Source organism: Bacillus sp. z50, assembly GCF_058313585.1.
This window is the reverse complement of sequence record NZ_JBZFQL010000003.1, coordinates 327,989-345,196: the sequence shown is the minus strand read 5'-3', so window position 1 is coordinate 345,196 and position 17,208 is coordinate 327,989. Positions and strand designations below refer to the sequence as shown.

Here is a 17,208-nt window from a genome sequence, read left to right as displayed (position 1 = left end):
TAGATTTTAAATTTATATATTAATGGAAACTGGCCCGTTGCCTAGGATGGGGGTTTCCAGTAATAACGAGATAAAAAAAAGACGAGCGGTTCTGAAACTGGGATGCTTCCTGCATCGTAGTTTAGTACCGCTCGTCCATGAGCAAATAGGTATCTATTTGTTTTGTTGGTTATCTAATAGTTCCCCACGCGTAATTTTTACGTGTTTGGGGGCATCAATAGCTAAGCGAAGGTGTCCATCTTCACTTTTAACGACCTTTACAGTGATGTCATCACCAATTTTTATAAATTCACCAGGTCTTCTACCAAGTACTAGCATAGTTGTGGTCCTCCTCCTTGAGAAAAGTGATCAGTTTGTAAGACCCCCATAGAGAACATTACCCTCCTTATGCTTTAGTACACATAAAAAAAGTAAACATCCCCTATCTCACATTCGCGTCCTGCGAAGATTCAATAAGAAATATTTACTCGTCCTGAGTATTCAGTATGAAATTTTTTCGGGCTGTTTCTCTTACATAATCTATATCGGAAATTTATTTTAACATTTAATAGTTTTAATATAAAATTTTAACATTTTTATATAAAAAAAATCGAAACCCATAGAGGATTCCGATTTCTATAAAATTAACGCAGCAATTGAAGCACATTTTGCGGTGTTTGGTTAGCCTGCGCAAGCATCGCTTGAGAAGCTTGAGAAAGAATGGAGTTTTTCGTTTGCTCCATAATTTCTTTTGCCATGTCAACATCACGAATACGAGATTCAGAAGCAGTTAAGTTTTCATTTGTTGTATTCAAGTTATTAATCGTATGCTCTAGACGGTTTTGCTGAGAACCGTAAGTAGCACGTTGCAGGTTGATTTCACCAATAGCTGTATCAATATCCGCTACTGTACTTGTAGATGTTAAACCTTTTGTTGAATCTAATGTCGCAGCTGCAATAGTCAATTTAACCGCTGCATCTTCTGTTACCGTAATATCAACTTCAGATGCGAATACATTTTTACCATTGAATTCTGTTGTATTGATAATGTTATTGATTTCTGTTCCCAAAGCTGCCATTTCTAGGTCAATATTCGCCACGTCATCCGTATTGTAAGTTCCGTTTTCCTTTTGTACAGCCAACTCTTTCAAACGAAGAGCCATTGCAGAAACTTCAGTTAAAGCGCCTTCTGCTGTTTGCAGGTATGAGATCCCATCCTGACTGTTACGGGATGCTTGATCTAAGCCGCGTAATTGACTGCGCATTTTTTCGGAAACGGATAGACCAGCAGCATCGTCTCCGGCACGGTTAATACGTAGACCTGAAGATAATTTCTCCATGTTTTTAGCTTGGGCATTGTTAGCAACACTCAATTGGCGGTGCGTGTTTAAAGCTGCGATATTGTGATTAATAATCATAATAAAAAATCCTCCCTGATTTAACGGATCACGTCCATGTGGTCCTTTTTATGTACAAGAGTTGAAAAGCGGCCGTCTTTCCTTCTCTTGTACACTATTTGTATCGGGTGATTTCAATCGCTCTCTATGAGTCTTTCGTCCTATTTTTAGAGTTATTAATCAAATCTCCAATATTAACCGTAACCTCCGCTGCTTCTACATTTTCATGCTGAATTTCCTCAAATAGTTCCTTTCGATAGACGTCGACTTGCTTTGGGGCTTTAATGCCAAGCTTAACCTGATCGCCCTGTACAGAAACAACTGTAATTTCAATATCGGAACCGATTAATATGGATTCATCTTTTTTCCTCGATAGAATAAGCATGCTTTACTCCCCCTTGCTTTCTACTTTTGGAAATAAAGGTGTTCTAGTTTGGTAGTTTGTTTGATTCAGAATGATTTGTTTTCCTTTACCCTTCTTCGTATCCATAATAAGCGGAGCCTGAAGATTAATCGTTGACTCCTCGAATGGCTCCTTCGCTGTCACAATCGAAAACACCGTAATATGTTCCTCTGTTACCCCTAATGATTCCACAATTTCATCATCTAATTTAAATTCATAATCAGGGTAGGTTAGGAACGGACTTGTAACCACGAAAGCTAGATTCGGTGTCTTCACAGATTGAAGCACAAAGAATGATTGATCATCTGTTAAAAGAAGCAGCACAAATTTCTGTTCGTTCGGAAAGCCGGGAATACCTTCATCAAAGGTAATGATAACTTTTTCTTCGATCACTTGCTCACCATGATATTTTGTTGTCAGCTTCACGTTAGCTTCACCCCTATAGTTTCATTTCGAATGGATTTTGATTAGCTATAAAAAATTCAAGAGATTGATATTGTTTCATGTAATAGCTTATACTGCCTGGAATAATTAATCGTTGGCTGATGGGTTTGTACCTGAATATTCACCTTCTGAGGCTGTATATCTGTTCGATCGATACATCTGCAATCTGTTGTTCAATCGATTGATTAATACGTTTGATTTGGTAGCCGAGCTGCGCTGATGTTGAGTTCATTTGTAATTGGGCAATGGACATGGATAGTCTCTCCTCCTCAAAACATACAAAAAGAGTTGACCCAATTGGCCACTGGGCGCTTCTTGAGTCAACTCATCTTTTTTTATCGTAAGAAATCAACCAGGCTTGGCTGAATGATGCTCGCTCCCATTTGTAAAGCAGCTCTGTGCACACTTTCCTGCGTAATAAAATCCGTATAGACCTTTTCCATGTCTACATCTTCATTTTCGCTCAGTACCTTTTTCGCCAATACCTCCTGGTTATCTATTCTGGATTCCAATAGCTCCAGGCGATTATAGCGGGCGCCAAGGTCGGAGCGTTCCGCTGAAAAGGCAGTGACCAAACCATCGAATTTCTGGAGTAAAGAATCAAGATCCATATCATCCGCTGATAACTCGCTCTCAATCTCTCCGATTGTATTAAATAATTCCTGACTGAATAGCTGAGAAGGATCTGCATTTGCCTTCAATTGAATTCCTCTTGATACTTCCACCAGATAGGGATCATTCTCTGAATTGACCACGACACCATTTGCATCGGAGGTAACAGGTGCTGCATTCACACTCGTTCCATTAAAAATATAACGGCCGGCAACCTGCGTATTCGCTACGGATACTAAGTCCTCTTTCAGCTGAGCGATTTCCTTTGCGATGGCTTCCCGGTCAGCCGTTTCGTTTGTATCATTTTTTGCCTGGATCATCAATTCACGGATACGCTGAAAACTTTTGTTCCCCTGATCCATCGAAGCCTCTGAGTTGTCCATCCAAAGATATAGCTCTGATAAATTGCGCTTATATTGCTCTACTTCATTGAGGCTTGTCCGATAATACATCCCCTTTTGGGCAATCACTGGATCATCAGAGGCCTTTGTAATCTTTTTACCTGTTGATAGCTGTTCAAGATACTGCGCCATCGATCCGTAGCTCTTATTAATATTCCGTAAAGAATTAGCTGCAACCATACTTTGTGTGACTCTCATACCTATTCACCTACCTGCCACCGACCCCAAGGCCGTTGATTATTTTATCGAGACATTCATCAATCATTGTAATCATTCGTGCTGATGCATTATATGCCTGCTGAAATTGAACCATATTGGTCATTTCTTCATCCAATGAAACTGCACTGACGGAAGAACGTCGGTCGCTGACATTTTGCAGCAAAGTCGCACTGTTCACAGATAATCGGTCAGCCTGTTCCGTTTTAACCGCCAATGTTCCGATAACACTTTGCAGGTAAGCGCCTAAACTTTCTTTTTCAGCAGCTGGAGAAGAGTCAGCTAATGCATCCTTATAATTGAACTTTTCATAAAAGACATCCGCAAGCTTCAATAGATTGCTTGCATCACCATCATTAGGAGTAGCAACGGACGCATTAGCAATATAATCGTAGCTTTCTTTTATTTCATCGGATATTCGAATGCGGCTGGCAAAGCCCTTGACGTTCTGAGGATCAGCATTATACTCATCAGTAAAAAACAGAATATCTTCATTAAAATCTTCTATCTTCGCAGCTGGATCACTCTCGAGAGCTGTTTTCCAGGCTGCAAGCTCCTTCGCACTTAGACCATCCTTATGAACCTTATTAAACTCTGTCGCAAAGGTATAAGCCATATGATCAAGTTCTTTAATCATATCCGGCAAATCCCCTGCCAGTTTTCCTTCTGTATTTGTATATCCGTATGTTTGCAAAAGGGACAGCAGCATGCCCTCAGAGATAAAGGTAGCAGTAGGTACTGCATTCCCACCAATTGAAATGGTATCCACCGCACCATCCTCCCCATTAAACATTAAAGCAATAGGATTAACTGTAGTAGAATCAACCAAAGTCAACGGTTCAGCCGTGCCGTTATTTAGCTTTATTACAGCCGATCCCATTGCCTGCGCCTGTGAATTACCGCCGTTTTTCACATAATCGACCTTTATATTCATCATGGAGGATAGTTCATCAATCAACAAATCACGGGAATCGTATAAATCATTCGGCAAATAGCCATGCGGTTCAATCGCTGCAATTTGTTTATTAAGCTGGTCGATGCTTCCCAGCATGCTATTGGCCTTTTCAACCGTCACATTCAATTCATTCTTCAAATCGGAGCGTACCATATTTAGGGAGCTGTTCAGGTAGGTAAACGTATCAGCCAGTGCAATTCCTCGCTCACGTACAACAGCTTTACCACCTGAGTTGACAGAATTGGTGGCCAAGTCCTGTATGGATTGCCAAAATGAATCAATGGAATCACTAAGCCCTGTTCCCTTAAGCTCGTCCATGACATCCTCTATTTTGCTTAACCCTTCCGCTCTCCCCGTCCAATATCCTAGCTTCGTGCTTTCGCTTCTATATTGAACATCCAAAAAGCTTTCACGAACCCGCTGAATGGAGCCCGCTTTAACACCGGTACCCATTTGACCAGGAATTTGTTCGCGGTTCATACCCGGGTTTGGGTAAGCCGTTTCCGCTGCCATGTTAACCCGTTGGCGTGAATATCCGAGTGTATTGGCATTGGCAACGTTTTGGCCCACTACATATAAAGCTGCCTGCTGAGTCGTCAGTCCGCGCCTGGCTGTTTCTAACCCATGAAAGGTTGATGTCATAAATGCTCCCCCTGTTTCTTTTTAGGCCTTCGAATCAAATAGCGATTTACTTGGTTTTCTTGCACCCTCTGGATCCTGTGGCCTGTCGTATGTATAGCTCTCATTCTCTGGTAACATAAGATTTAAATTCAGATTCACAAATTGAAGAGATTGATAGATTAACTGCTGATTTAATTCATTCCGCTCTTTTAAACTGATAATCTCTTCTCGCAATTCAGCGCCCAGGCTGGTAAGTTCTGTTCGCACGTTTTCCGAAGCATATTGAATACATTCTGATAAGAGTGCGGTTCCATTCTGCACGCCCTTTTCTCTAAGAAAGGCATGTACATCACTCTGCCGCACATTCTCAAGCCGTTCAATCGCAACGACTAGCTTCCTCTCCTGAACAAGCAGACTGCTTAACGACTTTAACTCTTCTGCTTTAATGGCCTCTGTTTTTTCCTGAGCCATTTTGTTCAATTCTCTGTGCAGATCGACCAGCTGCTGAAGGGTTTGAATGATAGATTGAGCTGACATTAATTAGTTCACCCCATATAAAAAAAGAAAGCCAGTACAAACCTTATACTGGCTTCAGGTTTAGTTTTTTGAGTAAAAATCCAATACGCCTTTTGCTGTTTCATTGACATTCACTTGATAGGTGCCGTTCTCTATCTGCTTTTTAATTTCGTCTATTTTAGCCTGACGCTCAACCTCTACACTCGATAGCTGTTGCAATTCTTTCGCTTTACTGGAAATTTCCACTTTATCGGCAAGCTGAGAAGGCTTCATGGAGGTATCGGCTTTATTAACTGCCTTTTGGTACGGATTTACGCCATATTGATTAAGATGATTAATTTTCATTTCGCGTTCCTCACTTTCCCTTCCGTCACACTAGCTTCCAAGGTCTATGTTGATCTTTTAATCTGAGTCATATTATGTCTCAGGCAGATCATCAAGAAGACCTTCTTGCTTATCTACTGTTAGTATCGACATCAAGGGTAATTTGTTTACTGTCTGTGATGAAAATTATGACATACAAAAAAGCAATATTCAAAAAGGACTTAACAGGTCTAAATGCTTATTTTTAGTGCGTTTTTCGGTAATAGGTCATTTGGCGCTCACGTTCCTCTATCTCTTTATAGAGTACCTCATCCCGTTCATGCCTCACAAGGTCTGCCTGAAGATCATCCCTGCAGTCTGCACAAAAGCGGCCCTCGCGAATGAGGGAACCGCAATGCTCACAGGCATAGCCCAAATTAGGGTTGGATGTAATACGCAGCTTTCCACTCCTGATAAATCTCATTAATAAAGATTCATCTACACTAGTTGCCTTCACCACCTGAACAATCGTTGCCGTGCGGTTCTCTCGCTTACGGATATAATGGTATACATCATTATAAATGGCCTCTTCTTTTTTATAGCAGCTCTCACATACATCTCTGAATTGATTTTTCACGAATAGAGCCTGGCAAGTCGGACAGTTGGTCAATTCATTCATATTCTTTACCTCCTCAGGAAATGCTCTTAGATTACTTATCGGATATTCTCTTCAAAGATAAAGATTATCGTGCAATCGTCAAAGAAATGATCCTTTTTGCCCCCGCCTCCTTTAAAAGCGCACCAGCATGCCTCAAGGTGGTGCCTGTCGTATAAATATCATCCAGTATAAGAATCGTTTTGTCCTGAAAATCTGAGGCTTTAGGATGGATACGAAAGACCTGTTCAGTGTGGATACGCTCATACCGACTCTTCTTAGACTGTTTTTCACCATGTACACGAACTAACCCATTTTCCAAGACCATTCCAGCCATCATACCGATTGCTTCAGCCTGATTAAACCCACGCTCGTTCAGGCGCTCGTCACTCAGCGGAATCGGAATGACAAAATGAGCCTTCGGCGCTTTTTTACGCAGTTCGGCAGCAAATATACGTGCCAATTCATAATCACCCCGATATTTAAATCGGGCAATCACATCCTTCATAAACGGATTATAGGTATATAAGGAGACATTATAATCAAGTGCTTGACCAAACATGGGATCCACCAGCCATTCTTCACAATCCGGACATTTGTCTCCCGTCTGAAGCGGTTTACAGCAAATCACACACGTATTCCCCTGAATCGAAATAAGCCTGGAGCGACAGGCCAGACAGAGCAAATCAGCCTCCTCTAAAAAGAAGATATTCGCCCAGCCTGCACTCTCACGAATAGGGCTGTGACAATATAGACAAAGTGATGATTGGAAAATCTTCAATCCAGCAGCCCCCTTTTGACAGCTTCTCTATTCATTTGGTTGATTTGCTGAATCGCATCAAGCATGGCATTAGTTTTTCCATAATGAAAATATACACAATCACCGCGAGGATGGTCCTTACTTCTTCCAATCCGTCCTGCAATTTGGACGAGTGCTGACTCGGTAAAGATTTCATCCTCAGCCCCAATCACCGCTACATTCAATTTAGGAATCGTAACGCCTCTTTCCAATATCGTGGTTGTCAGTAAGCCCTGAATCTCACCTCTGCGCAGCTTCATTATTTTATCTTTACGTTCCGAATCCTCTGCATGGACAGAAAGAATTTCAGGAGCATAGCCTTGAAAGAGAGGAAGGGCTTTTTCCATTAATGCGATATTCGGGAAAAAAATAAGGAAGGGGTTCTTACATTCGATAGCAGTTTTGAGCCAATACAAGAGAGGATTGGGGAGTTTATTTTTCTGAATGGAGGATTGCCAGTTTCCAACCCATTTCATAGTGGGGACAGGAATAGGGTGTCTGTGAAAACGGGCAGGGAGGAGAATTCCATTTCTTATACCCTGTTGAAATTCGAGCTGCCACTGTTTTGAAGGCGTTGCCGTCAAATAAATAACAGCAGCATCTTTCTTACACGCCTTTTGAACCGCATATTGGAGATGAGGATCAAAGGAATAAGGGAACGCATCTACTTCATCAATAATCATCACTTCGAAGGCATCGGCATAACGCATTAGCTGGTGAGTGGTCGATAAGACAAATGGAGCAAAAAGCTGTTTTTCTTGACTGTCACCATATAGGGCTACGATTGGAATATCTGGAAATACCCTGCGCAGCCTTGGAGCAAGCTCAAGGATAACATCTGTACGAGGAGTCGCCAGGCAAACCCTTTTGCCTGAGAAAAGAGCTTCTTCTATACCGGCAAAGATCATCTCTGTCTTCCCGGCTCCGCATACTGCCCAAATGAGTAAATCCATTTGATTTCGGACAGCTTCCATGATTTTTTCTGAAGCCTCCTTTTGGGAGAAGGAAAGTGAACCATCCCAACGAAGCCGGGCTAACTCAGGACTCCAGCGAGGCATTTCCCCCTTCCATCCAAAAAGAGTAGAGCAGGAGCTGATTCGGCCCATCATAATACAATGGCGGCAATACAGACAGTTTTCACCACACGCACTGTGGGGGAAGGTTGCAAACAAACGGGAATCCGTATTGCCGCAGCGTCTGCATATACCATTCTCAATCCCTCTCACAGAATAAATTTGTTCATTTAAATCCAATTGTTCCTTTAATTCATTTGGAATTTCAGTTATGAGGAGTTCTTTACCAATGAGGAGCTGTTGCAGAGATATAGGTGAGGATCCTGTTGAGTGTCTGGATGCTTTCACGTTCAAATTGAAAACCTCCTTTTAAATAAAAAGGGGCGGCCAAACAGCCAAGCCCCATATTACTAGTTAATTATATCGTTTTGTCCAGCCAAGTCCCGTTGCTCCCTGGCCTAAGTGAGTACTAATAACTGCGCCAAAATAGCTTAGTCTAAATTCCGCTTCAGGGAATTTCTCTTTTAGCTCATTTAACATTTCAGTCGCTTCCTCTTCAATATTGCCATGGATTAAAACAGCCTGAAGAGGCTCACCTTTTTTATATTCCTGCTCAAAAAGCTCGACTATACGTTTTAATGCCTTTTTCTTCGTACGGATTTTTTCAAAAGGGACAATCACTTTGTTTTCAAAATGCAGGATTGGCTTCACTTGAAGCAAGCTGCCAATTAGAGCTGCAGCGCCATTTAAGCGGCCGCCCCTTTGCAGGTTGGATAGATCGTCTACCATGAAGTAAGCATTAGATGATTCGCGGAGTTCATGCAAGCGTGCGATGATTTCATCAGGATGTTTGCCTTCCTTCGCCATTTTGGCTGCTTCGAGTACAAATAATCCCTGAATCATGCAAGTGATCTCGGAGTCAAAAGCATAAACCTTAATGTCATCTACCATTTCTCCAGCTGTAATAGCACCTTGATAGGTACCGCTAATTCCACTCGATAAATGGATACTGATCACAGCATCATAGTCCTTCGCAAGCTCTTCATATTTTTCAACGAATTTTCCGGTTGCTGGCTGTGAGGTCGTTGGAAGCATATCCAAACGCTCGACCATTTCATAAAAGTCAGAAGCAGTTATTTCATTCTCCTCCTGATACACTTCATCTCCAAACACTACACTTAGCGGAATCATATGTATATCATATTGCGTTCGCAGGTCTTTTGGTATATAAGCTGTACTATCTGTAACTATTGCAGTTCTCATTATTGAAAACCATCCTTATTATTGAGATTTTCCTTATTATCTTCTCCATTTTAAATCATAATCAGTCTGTTTGCATTACATTGGTTAAAATGGTAATTTTTAAACTTTTCAATCTATATTTTTTTACCCAAAATCAGCAAATCTCTTTGCACTCCATCTAATTCTGCTACACTAGGCAAATGAGCCCATTCTTCAAATCCAAATTGCTTAAATAGACGTATGCTTGGCTCATTATGGGCAAAAATAAATCCCAGCAATGTATGAATCCTGAGGGTGGGAGCATTCTTAATTGCATAGTCTAAAAATTTTGCTCCTATTCCTTTTTTTCGATAAGCCGGGTCAATATAGATACTGATTTCAGCAGTAGCTTGATAAGCAGGTCGTCCATAGAAATCCTGAAAACTGAGCCACCCTATAATCATACCATCATTTTCCATAACCCATAAAGGCCTTTTCTCAGAGGTATGATTCAAAAACCACTCCAAGCGACTTCCTACATCCACCATTTCCGTGTCAGCTGTCACCATTCTGCTCTGAATAGTAGAATTATAAATTTCAACGATGCGTGCTAAATCCTTCTCTTTAGCATCTCTAATTGTATACGGTTGATTCACAATATCTCCTCTCCTACCCTAATCTTTATTAAAAACTTTAACAAAATATGAAAAATGTATATACACTATTGAAAAAAAATATATAAACTGACAGTTTGACAGAATCCATCCCGATTAAAAAAGCACCAACCAATTGGCCGGCGCTTAAATCTATCATCTATTATAATCTAACTTCAACCCAGCCGTTTTTAATCGCATATACAACCGCCTGAGTACGATCATTTACATTCATCTTTTGAAGGATATTACTTACATGATTTTTAACGGTCTTCTCGCTGATAAATAAAGTCTCACCGATTCCTCTATTACTTTTGCCATCAGCCAATAATTGAAGGACCTCGCACTCACGTCTTGTCAGCAAATGCAATGGACGGCGAATCTCGACATTCATGACATTATCGCCATTTGCTGCTTCATCCGTTGCCAATCTTCTGTAATCACGTACTAGATTATGAGTAACCTTCGGATGCAGGTAGGAACCACCATCTGCAACAACTTTAACAGCGTCAATCAAGGCATCCGCATCCATTTCCTTTAATAAATAGCCGCGGGCACCTGTTTTTAAAGCATGGGTTACGTAGTTTTCATCGTCATGAATTGAAAGCATAATTACTCTGGAATCCGGAAATTTCTCAATCAACTGGCCTGTTGCCTCAACCCCGTTGACGTTTGGCATATTGATATCCATGATGATAACATCCGGATGATATGTATCAACAATTGAGATCGCCTCGCTGCCATCGTCCCCCTCAGCGATTACCGAGAAAGAAGATTCGAAATCGAGAATCCGTTTAACCCCTTCGCGAAATAATTGATGATCATCTATGATTGCAATTGTAGTTGTCATTATCTCTCATCCCCCATCTTTTTACAGTAAGTAGTCATTATCCTAATTATATTCTTGACTACTAGTAAACTCCAAACATTTACAATAAATATAACTAAAAAACTATTTTATAAAAAAATTACACAATTATTGATGCCTTTAATGGAATCTGAATATAGACAAGCGTACCTCCACCCACACTTGATTGAATGGTCATTTCTCCTTCAAGTGTCTCAACACGCTCATTCATTCCCATGATTCCAAAGGAACCTTCCTTTTGTTTATGCGGCTCAAATCCACGGCCATTATCCCGTACAGTCAATGTCCCTTTATCATTCAAAAGTTCCAGTTTAACCTGAATCAGGCTGGCATTCGCATGTTTGATTGCATTTTGGACTGCTTCCTGGGCAAGCCTGAATAACGCAACTTCATAATTCGGCTCAAGTCTTTTTTCCTGTCCATAAATCTGAAATTTAAAATCAATCTCTGAATTGTATTCACCAATGGTTTGCAAATACTTACGCAGAGTCGGGATAAGCCCAAGATCATCCAAGGCCATAGGCCGCAGGTCATAGATAATTCGCCTAACCTCAGCCAGCGCACTCCGAACCATCTGCTTCAGAGATTTTATTTCCAGCAACGCTTCCTCAGGACCGCGTTCCCTGAATATCCGCTCCGTTAAATCTGAACGGACCATCACATTGGCAAGCATTTGTGCAGGACCGTCATGAATTTCACGAGAAAGCTTTTTGCGCTCGGCTTCCTGGGCCTCAATGATTTTAAAGCCAAAGTCCTGTTTCTGTTTATACATATCGAGAACCTCAGACACGTCCTGCAGGTCACTTGTTAAATAATGCAGAACAACCGTGATTTGCGAAACGAGATTCTCAGCTCTATCAATAGTTTCCTTTAGATTAATGAGCCTTCTTTCAAGGTCATCTCGACGTTTACGGAGCTGTTTTTCCAGCTCTCTGTTCATGGTCAGGTCAACCTGATACGTATGTGCCTGTTCATAGGCTGCCCTCACTTGTACCTCCGTAAATTCCTTGAAACGGGAGGAAACATCTGATAAGCATTTACGGGATTCACGCGCCTTTTGATCAAGCTCATCCCCATCAGCAATGACCTTCAGCACCATTGTTTTAACAGATTCTAATTCAGAAGAAAGTTGAGCAAATTCATGCTGACAGTGTTCCCCTATTTCATATATTTCTCCCTTACTATTGTCCACGGTACTGATCATATGATTAAGGATGTTATCGAGTGCCTTTCCATCCAGCTTAGGTACCCGCATAATCTTACCTCCTGTTTGACGCAAAAGAATCCTCCGCTTCTTCTGTACCAATTCATATAAAATAGTTCGGTCTTCACGAATTTCCTTTGTGGGTGTTTTTAGAAATTATTGGGTAAATAAGTTAATATACCAGTGAAATACTACATAATAGTTAAATTATAGCACGATTACCAGTATTTTTTTACTTTTTACTATTTCACATCTCCATCACAGCATATTACTCTTCTGTAATAAAGATGTCGTACGAACCGAATAATAAAGTATACTAGAAGGGATATAAAGAGAAAGGCGGCAGTTTAAATGCTGAATTCATATAAAACAGTAAAGGGATATGGCGAATCTGAACAAATCATCCAAAAGTCACGCTTTATTGCCTATGTGAATCGCGTGGAATCAGAGGAAGAAGCCATACAATTTATTCAATCAATCAAGAAAAAGCACTGGGATGCGACCCATAATTGTTCAGCCTATATGATCGGTGAAAATGACCTCATCCAAAAAGCCAATGATGATGGTGAACCTAGCGGCACAGCCGGTGTCCCTATTCTCGAAGTCATTAAGAAAAAGGGCTTGAAGGACACTGCGGTGGTTGTGACACGCTATTTCGGAGGAATTAAACTTGGGGCTGGCGGATTAATCCGCGCATACGGCGGAGCAGCTTCTGAAGGAATTAACGCAACCGGTGTGGTGGAAAGAAGATTAATGCGCATCATGAAATCCACGTTCGATTATACACTTCTCGGGAAAATTGAAAATGAACTTCGAAATTCGCACTATGCCATTAAAGAAATTCATTATCTGGACCGAGTCATGATTGAATCCTACGCAGAGGAAGACGCAAAGGAAGCCTTCATAGACTGGATGACGGATTTATCAAATGGACAGGCATCCATAGAAGAAGGCGAAATGCTATACCTCGAGCATGACCTCTAATTCTAAAAGAACTCAATTCCCCCTTCTTTGTCTAAAATCTCAGGAAAAAAGTTTAGTTTTATCGACAAAATACAACAAGAATTATAGTTGCAATTAGGTAAAATGAATCAATACGATATTGGACAAAGAAGGGGTTATTTATGAAAAGAGTATACCAGGTTCTATTCAGCCTCACGGTACTCGTTGCCTGTCTATTGGCAACCTCCTTATCGGCAGAGGCACACGTGAAAAAAATATCCACTCCTGTTTTAACTCAGGAAATCCACAACATCTTCAGCACAGATTCTTCAAACTGTATACGCCATGAAATAATTTTCAATTCTATTAAAATTTAGGCCAACTTCCCCGCTAACTTTAACCATAGCAACCTAATGCAAAATAACTAAGCCAAAATACAACCCACACTTTTTATTAACTCGACAATTAGCCACTAAAAACAATTTTTATAGAAAAGAATCCATATTAAAGTCTATTAAAAAGATCCAAAGTATAACTATTAAAATAGTTAAATATTACCATATTTATCCGATATAATAAATAGGGGATTATTGTAATTAATGCATTTAAACTAGGGGGATATTGAATGAGGAATTCATTAATTAAAGGAATTAGTGCCTTTATTGTATTTTTGTTTTGTTTCATGGTTTCCACTGCCAATGTAAACGCTGCGGAAACATTACAAAAACAGAACAATGCTCAAAAAGGCGGTATAAAATTATTCAGTACTGCGGATGAGAAAGAATACACAGAGCAAGAGTTGATTGTTAAGTTTAAATCTGTCCTTTCTAAGGGTCAGCGAAAGCAAATCATCAACAGCATTAAAGGTAGTGAGCTATCCTTTTCTGAAACAGGAAATTATTCTTTAGTCTCTGTAGTAAAAAATACTGACCTATCTTCTATTGCCAAAAGGCTCTCTAAGCACAAATCCGTTCAATTGGTTGAACCAAATATATTATACAAAACGGCTTATACCCCAAAAGATAAACATTATAAAAAACAATGGCATTTACCAAAAATCAATATGCCAAAAGCATGGGATAAATCAAAAGGATCCTCTTCGATCATAGTTGCTGTTATCGATAATGGAATGCAGACAAATCATCCAGATCTAAAAGGGAAAATTACTAAGCAAAAAAATATTGTACGCAACAACTCGACGATAACATCGGCAGCTCATGGTACCCATGTAGCTGGTATCATTGCAGCTACTCAGAACACAATCGGTATATCAGGTGTAGCTCCAAAGGTTAAAATCATGCCTGTTCAAGTTTTCAATGGGCAATATGCAGACGCTTATAGTATTGGTGATGGAATTATATATGCAGTCAATAATGGTGCAAGAGTATTGAATTTAAGCTTTGGAAGTTATTCTTACAGTTCATATGTAGACAGTGCAGTGGCATATGCGCATTCGAAGGGCGCTATTATTATTGCAGCTGCAGGTAATGACAGCACCTCCTACACTTCTTATCCAGCTGCTTTAAATCATGTGTTGGCAGTTAGTTCCACTAATAAGAAAGACAGCGATTCATACTTTTCTAATTTTGGAAACTACATAAATTATTCAGCTCCTGGTGAAGATATCTATTCTACCGTCAACGGCAGTTCTTATGAATATATGGATGGAACATCAATGGCGGCTCCTTTAGTAAGTGGAGTAGCTGCTCTAATGCTTTCTAAAAATCCTTGGTTATCACCAGACCAAATAGAAATTATTATGAATAAATCTGTCAAAGACCTCGGGAAAAAAGGCTGGGATTCTTTATATGGATATGGTCGAATTGATGCGAGCAAAGCAATGTCAAATACACCTGGGCAGTTATCAACGATAACCGCGAGTACAAAATTCACTGCTACAGGGAAAAATAAACATAACATCTCTGTAAGCGCATATGGCTCGTCAAAACTATCAATCTATGTAAAGGATTCCAAAGGAAAATTGGTTAGAAGTTTAGTCTCCAATAAACCGTGGAGTTGGGGGAAAATTTCCACATCATGGGACGGAAAGACAGGATCATATAGCTACGCCAAATCAGGAAAATATACGCTTGTTGCAAGAATGACTAGAGGCAGCAAAAACATTTATAAAACCAAAACTGTGACAGTTAAGGATAATGTAGCCCCAACAGTCACCAGTAAAGCTGCCAATTTTTCACACAAGGTCACTACATCAATAAAAGTTCCTTATGTACTTAACAAAGATTCAAAAGTAACTGTTAAAGTTTTGGATAGTACGGGGAAAACAGTTGGAACAATTATGAAGAGCAAGACCATCAAAGGTGGCAAACAATCAATTACTTGGAACGGGAAAAACTCCAGTAACAAGCTAGTGAAGGATGGCAGTTATAAACTGTCATTCGAAACCATCTCTCTAACGAAGGTCAAAGGAAAAACAGTTAAATCAAGTATCACTGTGGATACGACTATAAATGGCTCTCTAAATAATATAGCTACCCCATTTAAAGCAACAGAGAAGAATAAACAGAATGCAACCTTTAAATCCAAAGAAAAACTATATATGACTGTTTCTGTTTTGAATAGCAAGGGTTCGAAAGTAAAAACACTGGTTACTAACAAATTGTATGATCCTTCATCCATACAACATAGTTGGAATGGAACAGACAGTAAGAATAAATTTGTTACAGAAGGAATTTATGTTTTTCAGTATGAGTTAAAAGATCTCATCGGTAATAAAAAAACGATTAAGAGTAAAACTTTCAACCTCGAAGATCATCGTGCTAATTTTGTAAGTGGCAAAGGAACAAAGAATATCACCGGTAATACGGACGTTGCTATTCCATATACACTCATTAAAGCTTCCAGTGTGTCTATCAATGTTTATAAAGGCTCGACACTTGTAAAAACAATCCTAAAAGATGAGGACCAGAAGGCTGGCAGCTATGATTTCTCTTGGAATGGAACCAATTCTAATGGTGAGTATATTGGAGATGGAGTTTATACCTACAGAATCAACGCATCTGACAAGTATAAAAATAACGCAACTTACAGTGCAAATCTTAATGTGGATCGCCAAGTTATTAAAGTTGAGTATCCGAAGCACGTACAAAATAAATCTAAAGAGTATTATGAAACAGATATTGAGGTCTTCTATAAACTCTCTGATCCTGCTACCGTCACGGTTGAAATTTATGACGGAGATGATTCTCTAGTTAAGACTATCAGTAAAAATGTAAAACAAGAGGCGGGAATTCAGAATTTCACGTGGGATGGAGTAAGTGACGATGGCAACGATTATTGGTATTACGAACCTCTCAATTACGTTATTAAAGCCAAAACACAGATGGGCAGAGAAACAAAAGTAACCGGCTCTATCTTAAGCAATTATTATGAGGAATATCCAGAGTGGATTCAAAGTCATTCCGTAGATACACATAATACGGGCATCGATATAGTAACAAACTTATCAAAAGATACAGAGATGCAAATAACTGTCTATGATTATAATCATTATAACTCCGGCAATCTTAGTAGCTATTATGATCAGCAAACATATAACTTCCAAATAGGGCAAAACACCTTGAATTATCTTGTACCTGACAATCTCTTTGCTGATAATAGTTATATCGATTTAATGTATGTACTATCCTATAAGGATGAACTGGGGAATAAATACGAGTACGCCTATAACGGTTGGTACTATAACTATTAATTTATAGGATCTTAAATTAGCTGTCTAAGAAAACGTATCTTCTTAGGCGCACTCTAATTAAGTATAGGTATTTATAGCCTAGCTCATGTAATCAACACTCTCATTTTATAGTTGATTCTATAGTTTTCTTAATGGAATGGCTGACAAAGAAAATAGTTCTCGCATTTTCCTTTAAGACTTCTAGCAAATACTTGGTCACAAATAGATAAAGCTTGAGTAAATAAATCACCAGAACTAAAAAAGCTGCGCACTATCCGTTTTTTAGGATAATCGCAGCTTTTTAGTTTGTCATGA

At 39.7% G+C, this 17,208-nt stretch carries 19 protein-coding genes; 3 read left to right on the top strand and 16 right to left on the bottom strand.

All coding sequences use genetic code 11. From position 1 onward, the window contains the following. Window positions 1-153: 153 nt before the first annotated feature. The 16 genes from AC4G3N_RS11025 to AC4G3N_RS10950 form a co-directional block, all read right to left on the bottom strand. Window positions 154-318, bottom strand: coding sequence for a carbon storage regulator (locus AC4G3N_RS11025; RefSeq protein WP_066106037.1), 165 nt, complete (start codon window positions 316-318; stop codon window positions 154-156). A gap of 305 nt (window positions 319-623) precedes the next feature. Further along, entirely contained in the window at window positions 624-1,397 is a 774-nt protein-coding gene (locus AC4G3N_RS11020) for a flagellin N-terminal helical domain-containing protein (RefSeq protein ID WP_139892171.1), read from the bottom strand. A gap of 124 nt (window positions 1,398-1,521) precedes the next feature. Next, the gene (gene csrA / locus AC4G3N_RS11015; protein ID WP_066106032.1) at window positions 1,522-1,761 is read right to left on the bottom strand and encodes a carbon storage regulator CsrA; all 240 of its coding nucleotides are present in this window, start codon (window positions 1,759-1,761) and stop codon (window positions 1,522-1,524) included. A gap of 3 nt (window positions 1,762-1,764) precedes the next feature. Next, on the bottom strand, window positions 1,765-2,205 hold the full coding sequence (fliW, locus tag AC4G3N_RS11010; protein WP_066106029.1) for a flagellar assembly protein FliW: 441 nt from the start codon (window positions 2,203-2,205) through the stop codon (window positions 1,765-1,767). A 139-nt stretch (window positions 2,206-2,344) separates the two neighbouring features. Then, window positions 2,345-2,476, bottom strand: a complete 132-nt coding sequence (locus tag AC4G3N_RS11005; RefSeq protein WP_302621341.1) for a hypothetical protein — start codon at window positions 2,474-2,476, stop codon at window positions 2,345-2,347. Between the two features lie 82 nt (window positions 2,477-2,558). Further along, window positions 2,559-3,434 (bottom strand): flagellar hook-associated protein FlgL, encoded by an 876-nt coding sequence (flgL, locus tag AC4G3N_RS11000; protein WP_148630606.1) that lies wholly within the window; start codon window positions 3,432-3,434, stop codon window positions 2,559-2,561. A 10-nt stretch (window positions 3,435-3,444) separates the two neighbouring features. Continuing rightward, window positions 3,445-5,049, bottom strand: coding sequence for a flagellar hook-associated protein FlgK (flgK, locus tag AC4G3N_RS10995; protein ID WP_139892167.1), 1,605 nt, complete (start codon window positions 5,047-5,049; stop codon window positions 3,445-3,447). A 21-nt stretch (window positions 5,050-5,070) separates the two neighbouring features. Continuing rightward, window positions 5,071-5,565: a flagellar protein FlgN gene (locus AC4G3N_RS10990; protein WP_491090218.1), complete on the bottom strand. Its 495-nt coding sequence runs from the start codon at window positions 5,563-5,565 to the stop codon at window positions 5,071-5,073. Window positions 5,566-5,625: 60 nt separating this feature from the next. Then, window positions 5,626-5,889 carry a flagellar biosynthesis anti-sigma factor FlgM gene (gene flgM / locus AC4G3N_RS10985; RefSeq protein ID WP_066106018.1) on the bottom strand — a complete coding sequence of 88 codons (264 nt, stop codon included), beginning with the start codon at window positions 5,887-5,889 and terminating at the stop codon, window positions 5,626-5,628. 223 nt (window positions 5,890-6,112) lie between these two features. Beyond that, entirely contained in the window at window positions 6,113-6,526 is a 414-nt protein-coding gene (locus AC4G3N_RS10980; protein WP_066106015.1) for a TIGR03826 family flagellar region protein, read from the bottom strand. A gap of 64 nt (window positions 6,527-6,590) precedes the next feature. Next, entirely contained in the window at window positions 6,591-7,283 is a 693-nt protein-coding gene (locus AC4G3N_RS10975) for a ComFC family protein (protein WP_491090217.1), read from the bottom strand. After that, window positions 7,280-8,662 carry an ATP-dependent helicase ComFA gene (locus AC4G3N_RS10970; RefSeq protein ID WP_306821557.1) on the bottom strand — a complete coding sequence of 461 codons (1,383 nt, stop codon included), beginning with the start codon at window positions 8,660-8,662 and terminating at the stop codon, window positions 7,280-7,282. The genes AC4G3N_RS10975 and AC4G3N_RS10970 overlap by 4 nt, the downstream gene beginning before the upstream one ends. 66 nt (window positions 8,663-8,728) lie before the next feature. After that, complete coding sequence (locus AC4G3N_RS10965) at window positions 8,729-9,577, bottom strand: DegV family protein (RefSeq protein WP_066106009.1); 849 nt, start codon at window positions 9,575-9,577, stop codon at window positions 8,729-8,731. A gap of 113 nt (window positions 9,578-9,690) precedes the next feature. Further along, complete coding sequence (locus AC4G3N_RS10960) at window positions 9,691-10,191, bottom strand: GNAT family N-acetyltransferase (RefSeq protein ID WP_491090216.1); 501 nt, start codon at window positions 10,189-10,191, stop codon at window positions 9,691-9,693. Window positions 10,192-10,351: 160 nt separating this feature from the next. Next, window positions 10,352-11,038 carry a response regulator gene (locus AC4G3N_RS10955; protein ID WP_066106006.1) on the bottom strand — a complete coding sequence of 229 codons (687 nt, stop codon included), beginning with the start codon at window positions 11,036-11,038 and terminating at the stop codon, window positions 10,352-10,354. Between the two features lie 118 nt (window positions 11,039-11,156). Continuing rightward, window positions 11,157-12,311, bottom strand: a complete 1,155-nt coding sequence (locus AC4G3N_RS10950) for a sensor histidine kinase (RefSeq protein WP_066106003.1) — start codon at window positions 12,309-12,311, stop codon at window positions 11,157-11,159. Between the two features lie 300 nt (window positions 12,312-12,611). Between AC4G3N_RS10950 and AC4G3N_RS10945 the strand changes: the two genes are divergently transcribed. From AC4G3N_RS10945 to AC4G3N_RS10935, 3 genes are all read left to right on the top strand, one after another. Further along, window positions 12,612-13,244 carry a YigZ family protein gene (locus AC4G3N_RS10945; protein WP_140461808.1) on the top strand — a complete coding sequence of 211 codons (633 nt, stop codon included), beginning with the start codon at window positions 12,612-12,614 and terminating at the stop codon, window positions 13,242-13,244. Between the two features lie 140 nt (window positions 13,245-13,384). Then, complete coding sequence (locus AC4G3N_RS10940) at window positions 13,385-13,579, top strand: hypothetical protein (RefSeq protein WP_491090215.1); 195 nt, start codon at window positions 13,385-13,387, stop codon at window positions 13,577-13,579. A 248-nt stretch (window positions 13,580-13,827) separates the two neighbouring features. Continuing rightward, on the top strand, window positions 13,828-16,914 hold the full coding sequence (locus tag AC4G3N_RS10935) for a S8 family serine peptidase (protein ID WP_491090214.1): 3,087 nt from the start codon (window positions 13,828-13,830) through the stop codon (window positions 16,912-16,914). Window positions 16,915-17,208: the final 294 nt, after the last annotated feature.